We start from the raw sequence: 19717 nt of genomic DNA on the forward strand, positions 1-19717 counted from the left end.
CTTACTTCGACTCCTTCGCTTTGTAAATTTCAAGTTGTTCTTTCAAGTTGAACGTCGGCTCTTCAAACATATTCTCAATCAGCTCTGTTACTTTCGGTTTTGTTTCGCCGTCAGCCTTTTTGATAGCTTGTTTGATTTCTTCTTTGGCCTGTTCAATCACTTTGTTCTCTTCTTCTTCAGACCATAGTCCTTTGTTTTCCAAGAACTTGCGGAAACGTACGAGCGGGTCTTTTTGCTCCCATTCATTTTCTATTTCTTTCGTACGGTATTTAGTCGGATCGTCACCGGACATTGTATGAGGTCCGTAACGGAATGTAAGAGTTTCAATCAGAGTCGGACCTTCACCGTTAATTGCGCGCTGGCGTGCTTCTGCGGTTGCAGCATAAACGGCTAGTGCATCCATTCCGTCTACTTGAACACCTGTAATACCGACGGCAACTGCTTTTTGGGCAATTGTCTGTGCGGATGATTGCTTTTCTACAGGAGTTGAAATCGCATAGCGGTTATTCTGAACAACGAAGATCGCTGGCGCTTTAAATGCTCCGGCAAAGTTCATTCCTTCATAGAAGTCACCTTGAGAAGCTCCCCCGTCACCAGTGTAAGTAATAGCTACCGCTTTTTTACCGCGCTTTTTAAGACCTAAAGCTACACCTGCGGTTTGAATAATTTGAGCACCAATAATAATTTGAGGTGATAAAGCATTTACTCCCTCAGGCATCTGATTACCTTTAAAATGGCCTCTTGAGAACAGGAATGCCTGATGTAAAGGAAGACCGTGCCAAATCAGCTGAGGAACGTCACGATAACCCGGAAGGATAAAATCGTCCTGTTCAAGCGCGAAGTGTGATGCAATTTGAGAAGCTTCCTGGCCCGCTGTCGGTGCATAGAAACCTAAACGTCCTTGACGGGAAAGAGAAATTGAACGCTGGTCTAAAATGCGGATATACACCATTCTTCTCATTAATTCCTTTAACTGATCATCTGAAAGATCAGGCATTGCGTCTTTATTTACGACTTCACCTTCAGCATTTAAAATTTGGAACGTTTCAAACTGCTTATTAATAGCATCAAATTGTTTTTTGCTATCAACAATTGAAGTTTTTGTCTTTGCAGCCATTTTTTAAACCACCTCTTCTTTTGATTTAACAGGGTTAGGATACCGTTTAGCCATCCGTATTAAAAACAGTCTTATCATGCTCTGCAATTCTAAAATTAATCATTCAGAAATTCACATAGCGCTTAAGCAGATAATGACGTTTAAACTGTACTAATAAAAAAAGATTTTTTATTAGTACAATATGATCAACAACCATAGTTTACAGTAATTAAACAAAGCCGTCAATTGTTTATAACCTCATTTTGAAACCGCTTATAAAACTTAAGATCATATTGCGCCAAACTGTACTATAAAAGACTTTAAACTGTATTATAAAAATGCTCTACTGTACTATAATTTAAAAAAATTACAAAGAGTAAATTAAGTTATTTAACTTAGGGGCGGGCTTTGAAAAGATGCTCGGGATAAAAACGGGCAGTTAGCAATCGTCCCGCCTGCCGAACAGACGGGACGATGCTTTTGTCTAATTATTCAATACCCGCCCACACGATATTCAGCGGCGTCAGCACGGCATGAGGATGAAACTCGGAAACCGGAGTGAAAAATACATACGTAAAATCTTCGGCTGGATCAGAAAACATGCCGCACCAACCCATTCCAAGATGTGAGAAGGTGCCTTCTGTCATGAAATAATGGTCACCGGCCGGCCACAAATTAATGCCTAAACCAAAGCCGCCTTCCTCTCTGGGCGCTCCGAAGAAGTAAAAAGGAAGACCAGGCTTTATTTGATTTCTCAGCATCGCTTCGACTGTTTTTCTTCCAAGCAGCTTCTTATCTTTCAATCTGCCTTTATTTCTAAACATTTCAGCTAACTTCCAAATATCTCGCAACGAAGAGTACAGACCGCTTGTCGCTTTATTCGGAAAATACGGGTGATGACTTTTTTCCAGCTGTACGCACTCGTGCTCATTGATCACACAAACTTCTTTTTTTAAAGCATCAGGCACATAAAAATACGTTCTTTCTAATCCGAGCGCTTCAATAATATGCTTTGTTACATACTGTTCGTAGGACACGCCTGTTACTTTTGAAATAATGATGCCAAGTATAACAAAACCGGTTCTGGAATAGTTCCATGCTTCATCCACTCCGTACTCCAAAGGCGTACTGACGAGATAGTTTATCCATTCTTCCTCATTCGTTAAGTCAATGCCTTCAGCCTTTTGAATATCCAGCTCAAAACTTAATCCCGCCGTATGGGTCAAAAGGTGCAAAATTTTAATTTCTCCGAAACCCGGTTTATCAAACGCAGGCAAAATGAGCTTGACCGGCATTTTCAGATCGAGCAAACCTTTTTCGACGAGCTGCATGACGGCTACAGCGGTAAACACTTTTGTCAAAGAACCGATTTCTCTGATTGTATCAAGCTGAAATGTTTGCTTTTCGTTTTGTCCGCCGGTAAATTCCCCTAACGACTCAGCTGCAAAAACCTCACCTCCTCTTGACATCATATAACTCGCACATTGCAGAACTCCATTGTCTATCATCGTCTGATAATGGCTGTTAAGAGCGTTAATTTGTTTCATATCAAATGCCGGATTGCTTATTGTTTGTTTCATTGTTTTCTCCCCCTGTACTGTATGTATCGTTTTCATCCTTTACTTACCGATTTCTTGATGAATTCTGACACCGCTTTATTAAATTCTTCCGGATGTGTGATGTTCGGAAGATGCCCCGCTCCCTTAATTTTCTTTAATTCTGCATTGCTCAGCAGTTTCCGCAGCCTTTTTGTTTCTTTCTGATCAACCACGCTTTCCTTCTCACCTGTAAGGATAAGCGTTCTTGTATGAATGTCTTTTAAAAAGCCGATTGTAGAATAGCCTTCTTGTTGATGTATCTTCATAAAACGTTCAATAGAAGCATTTAAGAATTGATTACTGTATAAACTTTCATATTCATGCGACTTTCCTATAGCTATAAAATCATTTTTCAGTTTTTCCTCGACACTGCTTTCAGGGTCTTCTTCGTATTCGGTGTAACTTCCGGAAAGAATGAGTGTTTTTACTTTTTCGGGGTATTCATAGGCTATCCTCTGTCCTATCATGCCTCCCCAAGAAGCTGCCGCAATGTGGATCGGCCAAGCAACCCCTATCTCGTTCAGCACTTCGATAAAAGTCTGAGCCAGCCCGCTCAGTGTAAAATCGGCGCTCCCCTCACTCAGCCCGTAACCCGGTGTGTGTATGACAATTACATTAAATTGATCTGCCCACTCCTTCATTTGTTCTTTCCACATGTAAGCAGTGGTAGCGAAACCGCAAATCAGTAAAATTGTTTCGCCCTTACCGCTCATCAATATTTCCATATGCCGGGCATTTTCTGTGTTTGCCAGAAAATGAACGGTTTCCGTTTCTTCTGTCTGGTAAAAAGCGATGAGTTTTTTTGCGGCATCGCTTTGATCGTGCTGAAGGGCTCCTTTCTTCAGTCTGCTCCAATAATGCAAATAATCGTCGAGATGACGATTGGAGGCCGTGCCGAGTATTCGGAAAGGACTTTCAGCTTCTTCCGTAACGAACGACGAAGCATCAAAATCGGCTGCAAGCGCTGAATCTCTTACTAGAGGCGGTGCTGAACGGGCGGATAACGGCTTGAAATCGTTTTGTATTTTTTCTTTTTCCCCGTATAACACGATCAGCTGGTGGCCTTGGCCGAGAAGCGAGTGTTCAAATGCTTTGATTCCGGCAGTATTTTCTAATGGGTGAAGTCCGTACTCCATTTTCATAATATCTTGAATACCGGGATCAACTGACATGCCTCCGTCTTTCCAGAAAGGCCAATTTACAGCGATAGTTTTTCCTGATCTTCCCCCCGCCTTTCTCATACATTCCCTCCACTCGGCAAAATGCTCCAGAAAACGATTGGCGTAGGCGTAATCGGCTTGACCCAGACTTCCGATTTCTGAGGAGATGGAAGAAAACAAAACAAAAAAGTCTAAAGGCATATCTCTGAGCGCTTCATCCAAATGAATCACACCATTGACCTTTGATTGCAGCACCGCTTGAGCTTCCGCTTCTGTTTTATTCATAATAAGGGAGTCTTTTAACACGCCTGCACTGTAAATGACCCCGTTGATTTCGGAATAATCAGCATGAATTTTTTCCGCTAACTTGATTACCTGCTGCTTATCTGACATGTCAGCCTGAATATAAGAAATGATTGCCCCGTCATAGCGGATGCTGTCTAATTTTTCTTCCATGTCTGCTGTCATTTTCGATCGCCCGGCAATGATAACGCTGGCTCCGTGATTTGCATAAAGAAACGCTGAAATAATCCAGCCGATGCCGCTTAACCCTCCGATGATGAGATACACCCCGTTTTTTGCAAACTTTGCGGCCTTTTGTCCTGTTTGCAGCGAAGCGTCTTTATATGCTGTCACCCACCTTTTTTGATCGCCGTCATATTTCACAGCCTGATGATGTCCGGCACTTAATTCATTGAGAAGCAAAGGTGCTTTTTTAATGGTTTGTCTTGAAGAAATCTCAACCGTTTTACACTTTATATTCGGCTGCTCCGCATTCAGCGTTTTAAAAAAGCCTCCAATCGCGGCGTAAACCGGATTTGTATATTGACCCTTGTCATGTACGTACAGAATGTTGATGTTTTCTTTTACTTTTTGATGGATCAAAGCTTTGCTCAAATAAAGAATTGAATAAAAGCTGTGAGTCAGATCTAACGCTGCCTCAGTATAAGCTTTTTTTGACAGGTAATGAATGATTGACGCCGGAAACGCTCCGGACTTTTTCATATCTTCTAACAGTCTGGTGTAATGAGCAGACTGCTCCGGATTAAATTTATAATGCTTTTCATTTACCATTTCATATTCATCGGCGGCTTCCGCATAAATAACATTTTCACTGCCGATGTACTTTCGGATTTCATCACTCAATGAACTGTCGAAATCGAAAATCAATGTATTTTCCTTAGGTACTTCTCCGGACTTTAATGGCGATTCTATCCATTCTTTTTGTAAATACAAAGATTCAAGCATCGGCTTTTCAGACGGCTCTTTCGTTTGCGTTTTTTCTTTAAAAGCTGCCGCCGGCGTATTACGCACATCATATTTTTCTTCTAAATAAGCCGCTAAATCATGAATATTGTTATAATCAAAAAGCAATGTCGGATACAATTGTGTATCCAATCTTTCCTCGAGAATTTTCGATATATGCAGCAGCTGTTTTGAGTCAAGACCCAGTTCGTAAAAAGATTGGTGTTTGTCCGCTTTATTTGGCGGTGTGTTTGTAACCTCTCCAATAATGGATGACAGCTCATCTGTTAATGTTTTATGACTGTCTTGGTGCTGAACTGTAACAGAGATAGAGTCTGTAATGTCGGCTCCGTATTTCTCCTGCAGATATTCCGTCAATTCACCGATTGTGGAGTAATCAAATAATAAAGTCGGGTACAGCTTTGTATCTAACATCAGTTCTATTTTTTTGGATAAGTCTAATAATTGTTTAGAATCCAAGCCCAACTCATAAAAGGAAATATCATTCTTCACTGTTTCAGCAGGTTTTTCAATCATGCCGGCTATCTCTTGGATCAAATTATTTCTGATCATTTCATTATTGTTCGTTGCGCTGCCGACCTCTTTACCTTTTTGGGAATGCTCCAGCCTTTGTATTGATTTTTCATTTCTGACTCTTTTCACACCGAATCGCTCATAATAAAAAGCAAGCTCTCCATCAGGTCTGTATACTTCTATGTCCGCATATAAAATGTCTTTAGAAGGCGGCTGCGTTATACTGTTTTTATCAATATACACAAAACAAGACCCAGTTGTTTTATGCAGTGCCCGGAATGTCTCAATATATATAGGGATAAACGCATTTGTTCCTTCATCCGGCAAGTCTGATGTAAGGATTCCCAACAAGCTGAGAGACCCGTCCAAAAATGCGGGATGCATGTAAAAGTCATCTGTATATTCTTTTGAAAGTCCGCTTAAACTGACCTCTCCCAGAATATAATTTTCACCTTCATATACCGTACCTTCCAATTTCATAAAATCTTTATGAATCAGGCCGCCCCTGCGCAAATTACGATAGGCGGCTTCAGCATCCGAAATCCGGACGGCCCCTTTCTTTAATGCTTCGATTGAAATTGTCTTTTCGTTTATCGCATTTTTTCTTATGATTTCCGCCTGCAAGTTGACTGACGCTTCACCTTCCGCCTTTTCAGCGACCCATTTCCTGCTTGTTGTTTCAACAAGCCAGCCGTTTTCTTGTTCCGTAAACTGGAAGGTGACTTTTTTAGCAAAATGGACTGACGTCGCAACAGGTTCACGGAATAAAACATGTTTGATTTCAAAACTTCGGGGTGATATCCCTTTCTCAGCTAAAAATCGTGTTATTAAATCCAGATACGTTACGCCGGGTATCGTACGCACTTGATGAAGGACATGGTCTGAAACAATATAATCGTCATGTTTGACTAATACGCTGAACCTCATGCAACTCGACAACCTTTCTTCTTTTACAAAGTAAAGAAACAGAGCAGGTGCTACTCTGTTTCATCAATAATTTCAAGAAGCCGTTTTTTATTCTGTTTGATTTGTTTTTTCCGATTTGAATCCGGCCAGTACTCTTTTCTGACAAACTCGGCAGGCGGCAGCGGAGTCCTGACGGAATGATATGAATCATCCAGGCCGCTTACCAAAAGGTGGGCGTTTGTTCCGCCAAAACCGAAAGCGCTGATGCCCGCCCACCGTTTTCCATCTTTCCAGCTTCTCAGCTCTGTATTCGGATAAAAAGGCGACTTTTCAAATTCAAAGCGGGGGTTTGGCGTTTCACAATTCAATGTAGGCGGAATTTCCTTATGCCATATTGATAAAATCACTTTAATGAAACTTGCCGCTCCGGCAGCGCTTAATAAGTGTCCGATATTGGTTTTTACACTTCCTACTCCGCAAAATTGCGTTTTGTTTGTGTCTCTTCGGAATACTTTTGTCAGAGCCTGTAGCTCAATCGGATCTCCAATCATCGTGCCTGTGCCGTGAGTTTCGACGTAGCTGACTGATCCGGGAGTGATATCGGCTTTTTCAAATGCATCTTGAATAACCTGCTCTTGAAGCTTAGGATTCGGGGTCGTAATTCCCATTGTCGCACCGTCGTTATTAATAGCTGATGCTTCAATGATACCGTATATCCGATCTCCGTCAGCTTTCGCTTTCTCCAGCGGTTTTAACAGAACAGCGCCAAAACCCTCTCCGGGTACAAAGCCGTTTGCCCTTTCATCAAAAGTAAAACACTGACCGTCCGGCGAAAGAGCTCCTCCTTCTGTTAACATCATGTAAGGAATTTCATCCAAAAGCAGATCCGCCCCTCCTGCCAGCGCCATCTCTGAATCACCGTTTTTTATGCTTTGGCAGGCTAAATGAATGCTGACTAATGAAGAAGAACAAGCGGTATCAGAAACCATGCTTGGACCGTGAAAATTAAAGAAATGCGACACATGTGAAGCAATAAAGTTTTGACTAAGCCCGACGATGTGGCTGCTGCTTTCTTTCGGCAGTTTGTGACCGTAGCCGCCCATTCTGGAACCGACAAATACGCCGACTTTTTTTCCCGATAATTCCGTTTCTTCATAACCGGCATCCCGTACAGTCTGTACACTCGTTTCTAAGAAATGTCTTATCAGCGGATCCGTTTGGATGGCTTTCTCCTCTTCCATGCGGAAATACTCCGGATCGAAGCTGCCGATTCCATTGATAAACCCTCCCCATTTGCTGATGCTTTTTCCCTTTTGCTGCACCGGAGAGTAATTTTCTTCTATATTCCACCGGGAATCAGGTACTTCTTTAATATGATTCTTCCCTTTTCTCAGATTGTCCCAAAATTCCTCTTTATCAGCCGCTCCAGGGAACTTACATCCGATTCCGATAACAGCTATCTTTGCAGAGGAAGCCGTCTGCGGTTCTGTATTTCGGCTCGTCACAGACTGCATTTCTTGCTGATTGCTGCTTTGAGAATCAGTCTGTTCGATTTGTTTTTTCAACGGCGGCGCCGTCTTACCGATATATTCCGCAAGACCATGAATCGTGTTGTGTTCAAGAAGCACAGTAGGGTCAATTTTTTTCTGAATCATTGCTTCTATTCGATGTATAATGCTGACAAGAAGTATAGAATCCACACCGTATTCCTGAAAATCCGTATGTGGGTTAAGCTTTTCAAGGGGAATGCTCAATTCCTCGGCAAATACGGCAGAAAGTTCACTGACAAGCCCTTCTGAACGATCAAAAGTGTCGGGAGTCTCCTGTCTTCGGACTGGCACCGAAGCTCCGCCGGTTTTATTGATGTTCAGGAGACTGTCTGCATGAAACACTGTTCCTTTTTTCACGATAGGAATGATATTGGCCGATTTTCTCTCCAGTGCATGATACAAAATCGCCAGTCCTTCCCGTGTGGAAAGAGAGTCCAATCCCAATTCATCATATAAAGGACTCGTCACAGTACCCATTCCGACTTCTTTCCAGCTCGGCCAATTGATGGACGTGAAATACGTTCTCCCCTTTTGAAAATGATAAGCCGCGAAATAGTCCATATATGCGTTTGCAGACGCGTAATCAGTCATTCCTTTCGACAGTTTGGGTGACTGTGCAGCAATTGATGAAAATAGAATAAAGAAATCCAGCGGCCTATTATTAAAAATCCGCTCCAAATTCTGAAGTCCAGTGACTTTCGGCCCGTACACCGTCTTAAATTCACTCATTCTTTTATGAATAAAGGCCGGATTTCCGCCGCTATGCAGTCCGGCACAGTGTATGACACCGCTTATATCTTTAAATTCAAGGCTTACTTGGTGAAAGAATGAACGCAGCTTCTCTTCATTTGTGAGAGAACCGCTGTAATACAGATAGTTGACACCTTTCTCTTCAAAACTTTGAAACAGTTTTATATTGCTGACTGTCTTTTCGTCCTGTCTGCCCTCTTTCAGCAAATGATCCCATTCACTTCGCAAAGGTAATGGACGCGTACCCGTCAGCACGAGTTTTTTCACTCCCCGTTTCACCAAATCTTCAGCTATTGCTCTGCCAATGCCCCCTGTCCCGCCGGTAATCACGATGGCTTTATCCGCAGGAAATGAAACAGGCCCGCCGGTATGGATTCTTTCTTCTTCAAAATACGGAACATATCTGACGCCGCTGCGGTAGCATACTTCATTCTCTGCGGTACATTGCGCCCTTTCATTCTCAAAGATTTGTTTCAGCTCATGCGTTTCTTTCATGCTGTCTATATCTATTGTTTTCACATGAACAAAGCCGTATTCCGCAGAGAGGGCTTTCAGAAAAGCCGCTGATTCTGCCCCCGTCAGCTTTGGTTTTTCCGCTTTAAATACCTGCAAGCCATTGGTGATTTGTAAAATGGATAATGGTGTTTCCTTTTTACTCCTCTTAATTATTTCTTGTATAAATAAGAATTTACCATATGGGATGCCGTTCTGATTTTCACTCTGGTTTCCGATATCTGAGAAATCAAATATATTTTCGACCTGCCGCTCACCGCCCGAGAAGATCTCACGGATAACGTCGTATGCGTGGTTTTCATCTAATAAAGAACACTCAAACATTTGATCAGAGTGTTTTATAAATGAAGAGTGATGTTTTATGACAATCAGATTCTCCTGATCTATATCCGAACAAATGGTGCGGGCAATTGATTCTGTGTCTTGATTTACAAATGCTACTGTCAGTCCGTACTCTTTTGTTTCGGATGGATTTACAAACGGATTCTCTCTCCATTTTTTTTGCAAGTGATGTTGAAAGGAATGTTGAGGGATCTCTGTCTTCTCAGTCCTGGACGGAACCCAATAACGTTCTTTCGCAAACGGATAAGTCGGAATTGAGATCCGTTTACCCGGCTGCTGTAAATGTTGATGAACGGATTTCCAGTCGATATCCGCCCCCCAAACCCATAATTGAGCCAGCTTTTCCGCTTCACCGTTCTCAATAATGGTCTTTACAAACAATTCACCTGCTCTGCCTTCCGTTAACGCCTTCATTTTTTCAGCAAATGCATCTGCTGATTGCTGATTAACATATACGCCTGGAACTTGCTTGTCACCGCGGCAAAACTCAAATAATTTATCCTTAATTTCTTTAAGAGAGGTACCGGTAATCGCCGCTCTGGCCTCCATCGCTTCTCTGCCCGATTGTGTAGTGTATGCCAGATCCCGTAAAACGACGCTTTCCGATTGGCCGGCTTCCATCACTTCATTCGGGAACAGGTTTCTTATCGCTCCGGCATATTCCTTCAATAAGTATTCAGTAACTGCTTGAATGGAGGGGCAATCAGTTAATTCATACATCGTGAGTTCAATATGAAACATTTCGTTAATAAAATCCGCCATCCGGCTTAATTCCAAAGGCCCTACGCCAAATTCACTCAGGTAATCAGCAATATTAATTTCTTCCGGATGGATATGAAGCAATTCCGAAACAAACGGTTTGAGTACTTCATTCACCTTTTCTTTCATATCAGGCTGTTTATCCTTTACTTCAGGACTTAGTGAACGTTGAATAAAATCTCTCATGTTTTCGGCATACTCAAGAAGACGTTCATTGTCTTTAGCAGATAACAGGACAATACGCGGTTCATTCTCAACATGTTCTGTTGAGACGTTTGTTTCTTCATATTCTTCTATAATGATATGAACATTCGTTCCTCCCGCTCCGAATGAGCTGATCCCCGCTCTTCTCGGAACAGTTACTGTTTTTCCGTTTTCCTGCAGTTTCGGTTTCTTCCAGTCTTGCAATGACCGCTGTACATAAAAGGGAGATGCTTTAAAATCAATATTTGGATTCAACGTCTCCGCATGTATGGAAGGAAACAGTTTTTTCAGTTTCATTTGCAAAAGAACCTTTGTCAAACCGGCAATTCCCGCTGCGGCCTCAAGATGGCCGATATTTGATTTGACAGAACCGATGGAACAATATTGAGTGTGCTCCGTAAATTCCCGAAACGCTTTTGTTAATCCGGTGATCTCAATCGGGTCTCCCAGAGAAGTTCCCGTTCCGTGAGCTTCAATATAACTAATTGTACGAGGATCAATACAAGCTTTCTGAAGCGCGTCCTGTATCAGTTCAGACTGACCATTCGGATTAGGAACCGTAAAACCGTTTGTTCTCCCTCCGTGATTGACCGCTGTCGCTTTAATCAGCGCATAAATATGATCTCCGTCCCTTACCGCTTCCGCCGCCGGCTTTAAAAGTACGGATCCCACTCCTTCTCCCGGTACATAACCGTCACCGCCCTCGCCGAATGTACGGCATCGGCCATCACTTGCAAAGAAGCGGCTTTGATTTAATAATGTATATTTATTCGCATGAAGCGTAAGATTGACCCCACCCGCAACAGCAAGTGTGCTTTCTCCTCTTCGTATACTTTCACAGGCTAAGTGAATGGCGTTAAGAGAGGAGGAACACATTGTATCAACCGCCATACTCGGCCCCTTAAAGTTAAAGAAATACGATATTCTGTTTGCTATTGCAGAAAATGGAGACCCGACGGCCAGTTCATTTCCTTTAAGTGATTCTTCAACGCCGAAAAATTGATAGCTTCCATATGTGACGCCTGCAAAAACTCCGACCTTTTTGCGGGTCAGATCTGAAGGTTTATAACCCGCATCCTCTATGGTATTGTACACTGTCTCTAAAAAGAGGCGTTCCTGAGGATCTAGAAAAGCCGCTTCTTTCGGTGATATCCGGAAAAATAAAGGATCAAACCGGTCTGGATTTTTCAGAAAACCTCCCCACTTATAGCAGCTTCCCTCCAGCATTTCCTTCCGGTCATCGGGAATTTCGCTTACGCAATCCTGTCCATTCATCAGCACATTTTGGAACTCCCTGATGTTTTCCGCACCCGGGTATCTGCCGCTGACACCGATAATGGCTATATCAGCAGAAAGGGGATCCGCCGCAATGTGCTCTTTTGAATCTTCTTCTTCAGAGCGTACCGGCGCTTTTGTTTCCAATGGTTTTCTTTTTTGCTTTTTTTGATACGACACAAGTTCAGATGTGCCGGCCGGGTTCAGCAGTTTCATCATTCGTTCGCTGTGATGACTCAGGAAATATTCGGCTAACTGCGATATTGAATGATATTCAAAAAACAATGTTTTCGACAATCTGCCGATACTTTGCTCCAGCTTTTTGGTCAGACGCATGATCATCACTGAATCAATGCCGTATTTCTCCAGATATTGTTTTTCATCTATGAGTGAGGCAGGTAATTTCAACTCTTCGGACATTATATTTTTCAGATAACTGATTATATTTTGTCTTAATTCATCGTTTTTCAAATCAGCATCTTCCTGCTGCTCTGAATGAAAGTTGATTGTGCCGGCACGCATCAGCACATCCTCAATCTTTTCTTTTCGGCCTTTCAGGGCAATCAGCTGTTCAGATGATTGACACAAGCTGTTCTCCAGAGCCTGTATTCCGTCACTGTCATCTAACGGGTCAAGACCGAGTTCCTGTTTCATGTAGGATATTCCTTCATCGTCAATATTCATCCCGCCGGAAGTCCATAGCGGCCAATTGACTGACACTACCCTTCCGGCAGACTCTTTTGCAGTCATAACTGCTGCATACTGATCCAAACAGGCATTGGCGAAAGCATAGTCACATTGGCCGGCTGAGCCGAAGACTGCCGATGTGGATGAAAACAAGACAAGTAATTCAACTTTCATTTTTTTGATTTCTTCCGCCAGCCACAACGTGCCATAAACTTTCGAACCTGTGACTTGATCCATTTCTTCTTTTGTCTTTCTTAAGATAAAAGAGTCACGGAGTACGCCGGCACTGTGAAATACTCCATGTAAGGTGCCGAACTGCTCTTTTGCAAAAGCAAACATCCGTTCAGCATCACTTTGTTTTGAAACATCAGATCGGATATATACAACTGTTGAACCTGAACTTCTTAAATATTCGATCTTTTTCTCCTGCTCTTCAGTTAAATCAGAGCGCCCCGTCAATATGAGGTTCGCTTTCCATTTTTCCGACAGATGTTTTGCCAATATATAACCGAGACCGCCCAGGCCTCCTGTAATCAGATAATTCCCATGATGTTTCAGCGGCTGGGTTAAATCGAATGAGCCGGCTTTATAATAGCTTTTCGTAAAACGTCTGCCGTTTTCATAGCGCACTTCAAAATGGATATCCCGTTTTTCGTCACACTCTCTCTGATATATATCCGCTATTGCTGGAAGAGCGGCTCCCGTACCCTCTGATTGCGTGATATTGATAATCTGATAGTGAAAATTGGGGTGTTCCTGGTGAACGGTTTTCACCAATCCGCCGAGAGCATGATGCAGCGGCAGTTGTTCTTTATTCTCAGTTTGAAAAATATGCGTCAGTTTTATTATCTTTTTCCATTTCAGTTCAATCAGCGCCTGTGTAATATACAGAAGAGAAAACAATCCGTTTTCCAATTGTTTCTGTATACCTCCCTTACTCATGTCAGCCTGAGAATCAGACCACAAGTGAAGAATCTTTTCGGGCAGCTGATAATGATCATAAATGTACCGGAACAGCTTTAGATAATCGTCTTTTTTCACGTGATTCATACAAATCGTATCATCATGCAAAACAGCAAATTCTTTTCCGCGGATAACAAACAAGAGAGTACAGTCCTTAAACAAACCGCTCAATTCTTGTATTTGCCGTTCATTTTCTGCAAAAATCAGGAGCAATCCCGTCAAGGGTACGCTCTTCTTATTCGGAATGAACGATTCTGTCCATTCCGGCTTGTAATAAAAAAGCGGATGGTTCGATGCCCGTGATTTTTGATTCTGAATGGATGTCACACGGGCATAGCCTTCGTCAGCCGATATCTGTCCTGATTGAATCAGATCAAGAATATCGCTGATTTGTTCACGTTTTCCGTTCATCATTCTTCCCCCATTAATTGTTTCAATACAGCCTTCTGATCAATATCATTGGTTTCCAATTGACGCAGGAGACGAATGAGTTCGTCGTCCGTCTGAGCAGTGCCTTTTTTATGACCATATCTGAATCTCACATCTCTGCACTCTGCCAGAATGCTTCCGTTTTCATCTGTAAATGTCATATGACACGTTACATCACGGCTGTTCTGCCGGTTCTCTTTTTGAGTATAGACATAAAAATTTTGAGCGAGAGGCTGATAGACATCCGCTGCTCCCATTCCGATCAATTCCGGAAAGGTTTCTCCGCTGACAAAAAACGCACTGGCTTCAATCGCGGACTCAAGCGCTTCGGGAGAGATCGTAAAATTCTCTCTTTTTGCATAAAGCTCATCCGGCAATGAATGAAACGACAGCATTCCGTCACTGTTTTTCGCTGATTCAATGACAAAAGGCGATTCAGCAGGATGTTCAGTCATTTCTGATTTGACTTCAGCAATATCAAGCGCTTCAGGAAGCATACCGCTTTCAGGCTTAACAATATGCGCATTTCCCCTGGTAAGACGTACTTTATTCTCATTTTTTGTGTTTGCATATATGTCAAACCGCGCAAAGTCGCGCTCAGGCGTCAGCGTAATCATCAGTTCCCGTATATCAGTCATTCCGTTCATGCTTTCGGTCCACAATAAATCAGTTAATGTATGAACTGGTTGTCCAAATGCCTCCGCTGCATTGACGATAGCCATTTCAGCCAAAGATGCATAAGGGAAAAAGGACACGTTTCCTTCAGACAGACTTAGTGCGAACGGATGATTACGGCTGATTTTTTTCGTGAAACTGAACTGATTAAAATCGGACGTGTTACTCCCCAAGAAAGGGTGAGTCGGCTTACTCACATCTGTTGAAACAAGCGTTTCCTCTTTTTCCGCTATCCAATACCGCTGTTTGATCAGCGGTTGTCCCGGAATAGAAATCCTGCGAGCATTCCAATTCACCTCAAAAGTCTCCCAATCTATCTTTCTTCCATTTACCCATTTGGATGCTGCTTCGGCGTAATCTGAACAAACGTGAGGCATTTCATTGTGAACTTCTGATTCGAATGTATTACCGGTATAGCTCAAGCTGCTTTTTTCTCCCCTGATATAAGCTGAGAGCTCTTCAGCAATGACCTGCCCGGAATCTGCCACTATCGCCAGCCGTTCTTCCATATGATCGCGTCCCGTCTGAAGTGTATAGGCAATATCCTGAAGACGCAGTTTATGATTGTTATCCTTCGATTCATTTTTTGATAGAAAATCAGCCATAACCTTCGCATATTTTATCAGCCGTTGTTTGTCTTGAGCCGATAAAACAAAGATCACTCGGCCGCTTTGATGATCAAAAGCTTTTGGCGGCTCATACGCTTCCAATATAAGATGCGCGTTTGTCCCTCCTGCCCCAAAAGCGCTTACCCCGGCTCTCAAAGGATGAACAGCATTGCTGTTTTGCGGAATATTCCATTCAGCCGCTTTCCGCTGCACTTGAAAAGGAACCTGATCAAAATCTATAAACGGATTAACAATATCGGAATGCAGAGAAGGAACAAGCTGCTTATTCTTCATTTGGAGAAGCACTTTCGTTACCGCAGCGATTCCTGCCGCAGATTCTAAATGTCCGATATTTGATTTCACCGAACCGATGGCGCAAGGATGATTCAGTTGATAGGAATCTTTCAGTCCTTGAATTTCAATCGGATCGCCTAATGACGTACCCGTTCCATGCGCTTCAATATAATTGACGGTATTCGGATCAATGTCAGCTTTACGAAGCGCTTCTGAAATGACCTCCGCCTGCGCATCCGGATTCGGTATGGAATACCCGCTCGTCTTTCCTCCGTGATTAACGGCGCTTCCCTTAATCACACCGTATATTTGATCTTGATCTTCTATTGCTTTTTTCAATGGTTTTAACAATACGGCTCCGACTCCCTCACCGGGAACATAACCGCTTCCGTCTTTTCCAAAACTCCGGCATCTGCCGTCACTTGATAGAAACTGTCCCATGCTGAGGAACTTATATTTATTCGGATGTATTGACAAATTCACTCCGCCGGCTAATGCCATATCGCTCTCTCCGCAATGTATGCTTTGGCATGCGTAATGAATAGAGGTCAGTGATGAAGAGCACATTGTATCCAGAGCCAAACTCGGACCTTTTAAATGAAAATAATAAGACACCCGATTGGCAATTGAAGAATAGACGGATGCCGGCGAGAAAGCCACTCCATTTTCTTCTCCTTCAAATAGTTGATATTGGCCCCACATTGCACCGACAAATACACCGACTTTCATCTTTTCCAGCATGTTTCTCGGGTATCCTGAGTCTTCAAAACAATTTTTGGCCGTTTCTAAAAAGAGCCTTTCCTGGGGATCCATAAGTTCTGCTTCCCTTGGGGAAATATGAAAGAAAAGCGGATCAAATTGATCGGCTCCGCTGATAAAACCTCCCCACTTGCTGTAAGACTTCCCTTTCATATCTCTGTCTTCGCTGAAGAAATCATCCATATTCCAGCGGTCAGGCGGGATTTCTGTAATACAATCTTTTCCGCTCTTTAAATTCTCCCAAAATTCAGGTAAGTCTTCAGCCATCGGATACTTCCCGCTTAATCCGATAATGGCAATGTCCTCATGCCTTGTATCAGCTGTTTCATTTATTTGGATCTCACGGTTTTCATCCTCCATGAAGGTATCTTGAAGTGCAGATTTCAGTTTTTCTTTGTCACCTTCAAACACTATCAGCTGTGATGCGTTCAGAGAGAGTGAATCTTGAAAAGCTTTGATCCCATTGGTTTTACTAAGAGGAACCATACCGATTTTTTGTTTCATCCATTTTTCAGTTTGTTTATCCACTTTCATGCCGCCGTCTTCCCATAGCGGCCAGCCGATGGCTACTGAGACGCCGGAGCGTTCTTTTTTCCGCCTCATTCCTTCACGCCACTCAGCAAAAAGATCGATGAACCGGTTGGCCAATGCGTAATCCGTCTGTCCGATATTCCCGTACATCGAGCTGCTTGATGAAAACATCACAAAGAAGTCCAAAGGTTCGGTTTGCAGCAAGCTGTCCAATAAGACCGTCCCATTTATTTTCGGAGCGATCACTTCCTTGATTTCATCTTTTGATTTTTGAATCAATAAAGCGTCGTGCGTCACACCGGCACTGTGTATCACACCGTTGATTTCTCCGAATTGCCTTTTAATGGTTCTTATGATTCGCTCTGCATCGCGGCTATCTGAAAAATCACCTCTTATATATTGAACCGAAGAACCGCCTGCTTTCATTCGGCTGATTTTGTTCTTTTTGTCTTCCGTAAGTTCAGAACGGCCCGCTAAAATAATATTGGCTTTTGTTTGGGCTGCGATATGTTCTGCAAATATAAGGCCTAAGCCGCCGGACCCTCCTGTAATCATGTATACTCCGTTTTCTCTAAAGGAGAAACCTGAGTTTTGAGCCGGTTCCGCTTCCCGTAAGGCACGGACCCAGCGCACATTTCCTTCATAATAAAGATCGGTTTCTCCCGGATGCGCTTCAGTTGATTCGCATCTGATGATTTCAGCTGTGAGATCCGGCAACGATGACTTGTCTGAAACTGATATCCCGATTGTCTTAAGGGCCAGTTTCGGGTTCTCAAGCAAAATAGACTGCCCTGCACCATGGACTGAAGCGTAAAGCGGCTGATCATTTTTATGGTCCGCCGGATAAAGGAAAAGCGATACAACCTTTTTTTCCGCCTTGCTGCGCATCAATGCCCGGCTGAAAAAGAATAGCGGGTAAGCCCCTTTAGAAAGCTGTTCATTTATTTTTTCCGGGCCGGCAAATGCCCCTTCCGGCCACCCGTAAACCACGGTGTCGGGCATTTTCCCCCTTTTTTTCAGATCAGCTGCAAGCCTGTCAAAGTGAGCTTCCTCCCTGTGATCTATCTCATAAACACCGTCTCCGTGATAGGAGAAACGATTCCCTGATAAAACGAGAATGATCTGTGTATTTCCGAATCCATTTTCAGCATTTTCCCGCATAAAATGAAAAAGCTCTCTGTCATATTGAAACAGCAGGTATGTTCTATTCTTTTTATTTCCGCAATTTGGGTCCCAAGCGGCAGCCTTTTGTCTCCAATGCGGCGTTAAATAGGTCAGAGCCGTATGATTCTCTCCATGATGAAGAGGGAGGTCTTTTTCAACGGAAGTTTTTTCGCCGCTCTCTGCAAAATAGTTTGCAAGTTTTTGAATCGTCGGATACTCAAACAATAAAGTAGGGTACAGTTCCCTGCCTGTTTTCTCTTCCAATGCCTTTACGGCTTGCATAAGTGTTACGGAATCGAGGCCTTGTTCATAAAAACCTTTTACCACAGAGAGTGTTTCAGGGGCAGTCCCTTTGATATCTGCGATCAGCTGCTGAATGTCTCCTTCTGTTATAAGAGCGGAAAGATTTTCGTTCTTACTTTCTTTCATGTCAGGCTTTTCAGCCGGTTGATTTTGCGTTAAGAAATAATCGGACATTTTTTGATTTTCTTTAATATATGCGGCGAGTTCCCGGATCGTTTTCTGCTCAAACAGGAGTGTAGGATACAGCTGTTCCCCTGTTTTGTTTTCAAGTTCTTTGACAATGGCAAGCAAAGAAGCTGAATCCAGGCCCTGTTCATAAAAACCAATGTCTGTCCTTATGTCACGCAGATCTATATTTGAAACCCCGGATATTAATTCTTTAAGGTGTGTCTCGATGCTTTCGCTTCGATTTATGATTGAATCTTTTCTGACCAGGCTGTCTTTTGGCTGAGAAGCCGCTTCAGTTTCCAAACGAGTCTGCTTCAGGTTTTCAATTAAATCTTTTGAGCGAATATGTTTCACAGACAGCCGCGTAAAATAAGCGATCATCTCCCCGTGTGCATCGTACAAACCGTAACTTACTTGGATGACATCCCCTGAATCATGATTTTGGTCTTGCTTCTCTATGTACACATAACACCTGTCTTCCAGGCGCTTCGTCATACGGAAAGATTCAATATGAATGGGAATATACGTTTTCATCCGGCTTGCCGGAGATCCTTGTGTAAAATATTCGGGACATGCCTGATAAAGGATCGATATGATGGTAGACGCATCAAGAAAAGTGGGATGCAATTGAAAATAGCCGGTATATTGATTTGCAATTTGGCTGAGCGTCAACTCTGCAAGTACAGAATGGTCAGACGCATAAACCTTCCCCAGACTCTTCATAAATTCAAAATGCTCTATATCAACCTTTTTTAAATAGTCATAACATATCTCCATATCAGCTTCACGGACGGAGGCATGTTTGATTTCATGGATATGAATTGAACTCATGCTTTCCGGGATTTTCGGCATGAGCCTGCAGTTCATATTCTCATCCCAGCTTTCATCCAGAATGCGGTCATCTTTTACCTTTCTGCTCTTCGCCTGAATTTCCCATCCCTGTTCCAACCCCTGAAAACGGATGCGGATTTCTCTGTCAAAGGTATCCGATGTTGCTACAGGTTCCAAATACAAAATATTCTGACACTCGAGTTCTTCAATAGGCAAACCTTTGCTCAGCGCCATACGGTATATCATATCTAAAAATGTGACACCGGGTATAATCCGGGTGCCATGCACCCGGTGATCCCTGACAATATAGTCCGTATGTTTAATTGTTAATGTGAACTGATAGTTTTGATTACTGGCCACCTGTCTCATTCCT

5 protein-coding genes are annotated in these 19717 nt (G+C 42.8%); all 5 read right to left on the reverse strand.

Features of this window, described 5'->3' with window-relative positions; all coding sequences use genetic code 11:
* Window position 1: 1 nt before the first annotated feature.
* A complete protein-coding gene (pdhA, locus tag ACQE26_RS16465; protein WP_060962879.1) occupies window positions 2-1117 on the reverse strand; it encodes a pyruvate dehydrogenase (acetyl-transferring) E1 component subunit alpha in 1116 nt (371 codons plus the stop codon).
* A 467-nt stretch (window positions 1118-1584) separates the two neighbouring features.
* Complete coding sequence (locus ACQE26_RS16470) at window positions 1585-2676, reverse strand: serine hydrolase domain-containing protein (protein WP_500470078.1); 1092 nt, start codon at window positions 2674-2676, stop codon at window positions 1585-1587.
* Between the two features lie 32 nt (window positions 2677-2708).
* On the reverse strand, window positions 2709-6560 hold the full coding sequence (locus ACQE26_RS16475) for an alpha/beta fold hydrolase (protein ID WP_500470079.1): 3852 nt from the start codon (window positions 6558-6560) through the stop codon (window positions 2709-2711).
* A gap of 50 nt (window positions 6561-6610) precedes the next feature.
* Window positions 6611-13993, reverse strand: coding sequence for an SDR family NAD(P)-dependent oxidoreductase (locus tag ACQE26_RS16480; RefSeq protein ID WP_500470080.1), 7383 nt, complete (start codon window positions 13991-13993; stop codon window positions 6611-6613).
* On the reverse strand, window positions 13993-19704 hold the full coding sequence (locus ACQE26_RS16485; RefSeq protein WP_500470081.1) for a type I polyketide synthase: 5712 nt from the start codon (window positions 19702-19704) through the stop codon (window positions 13993-13995). The genes ACQE26_RS16480 and ACQE26_RS16485 overlap by 1 nt, the downstream gene beginning before the upstream one ends.
* Between the last annotated feature and the right edge of the window lie 13 nt (window positions 19705-19717).

Source organism: Bacillus sp. 5RYD7K, from assembly GCF_059831465.1.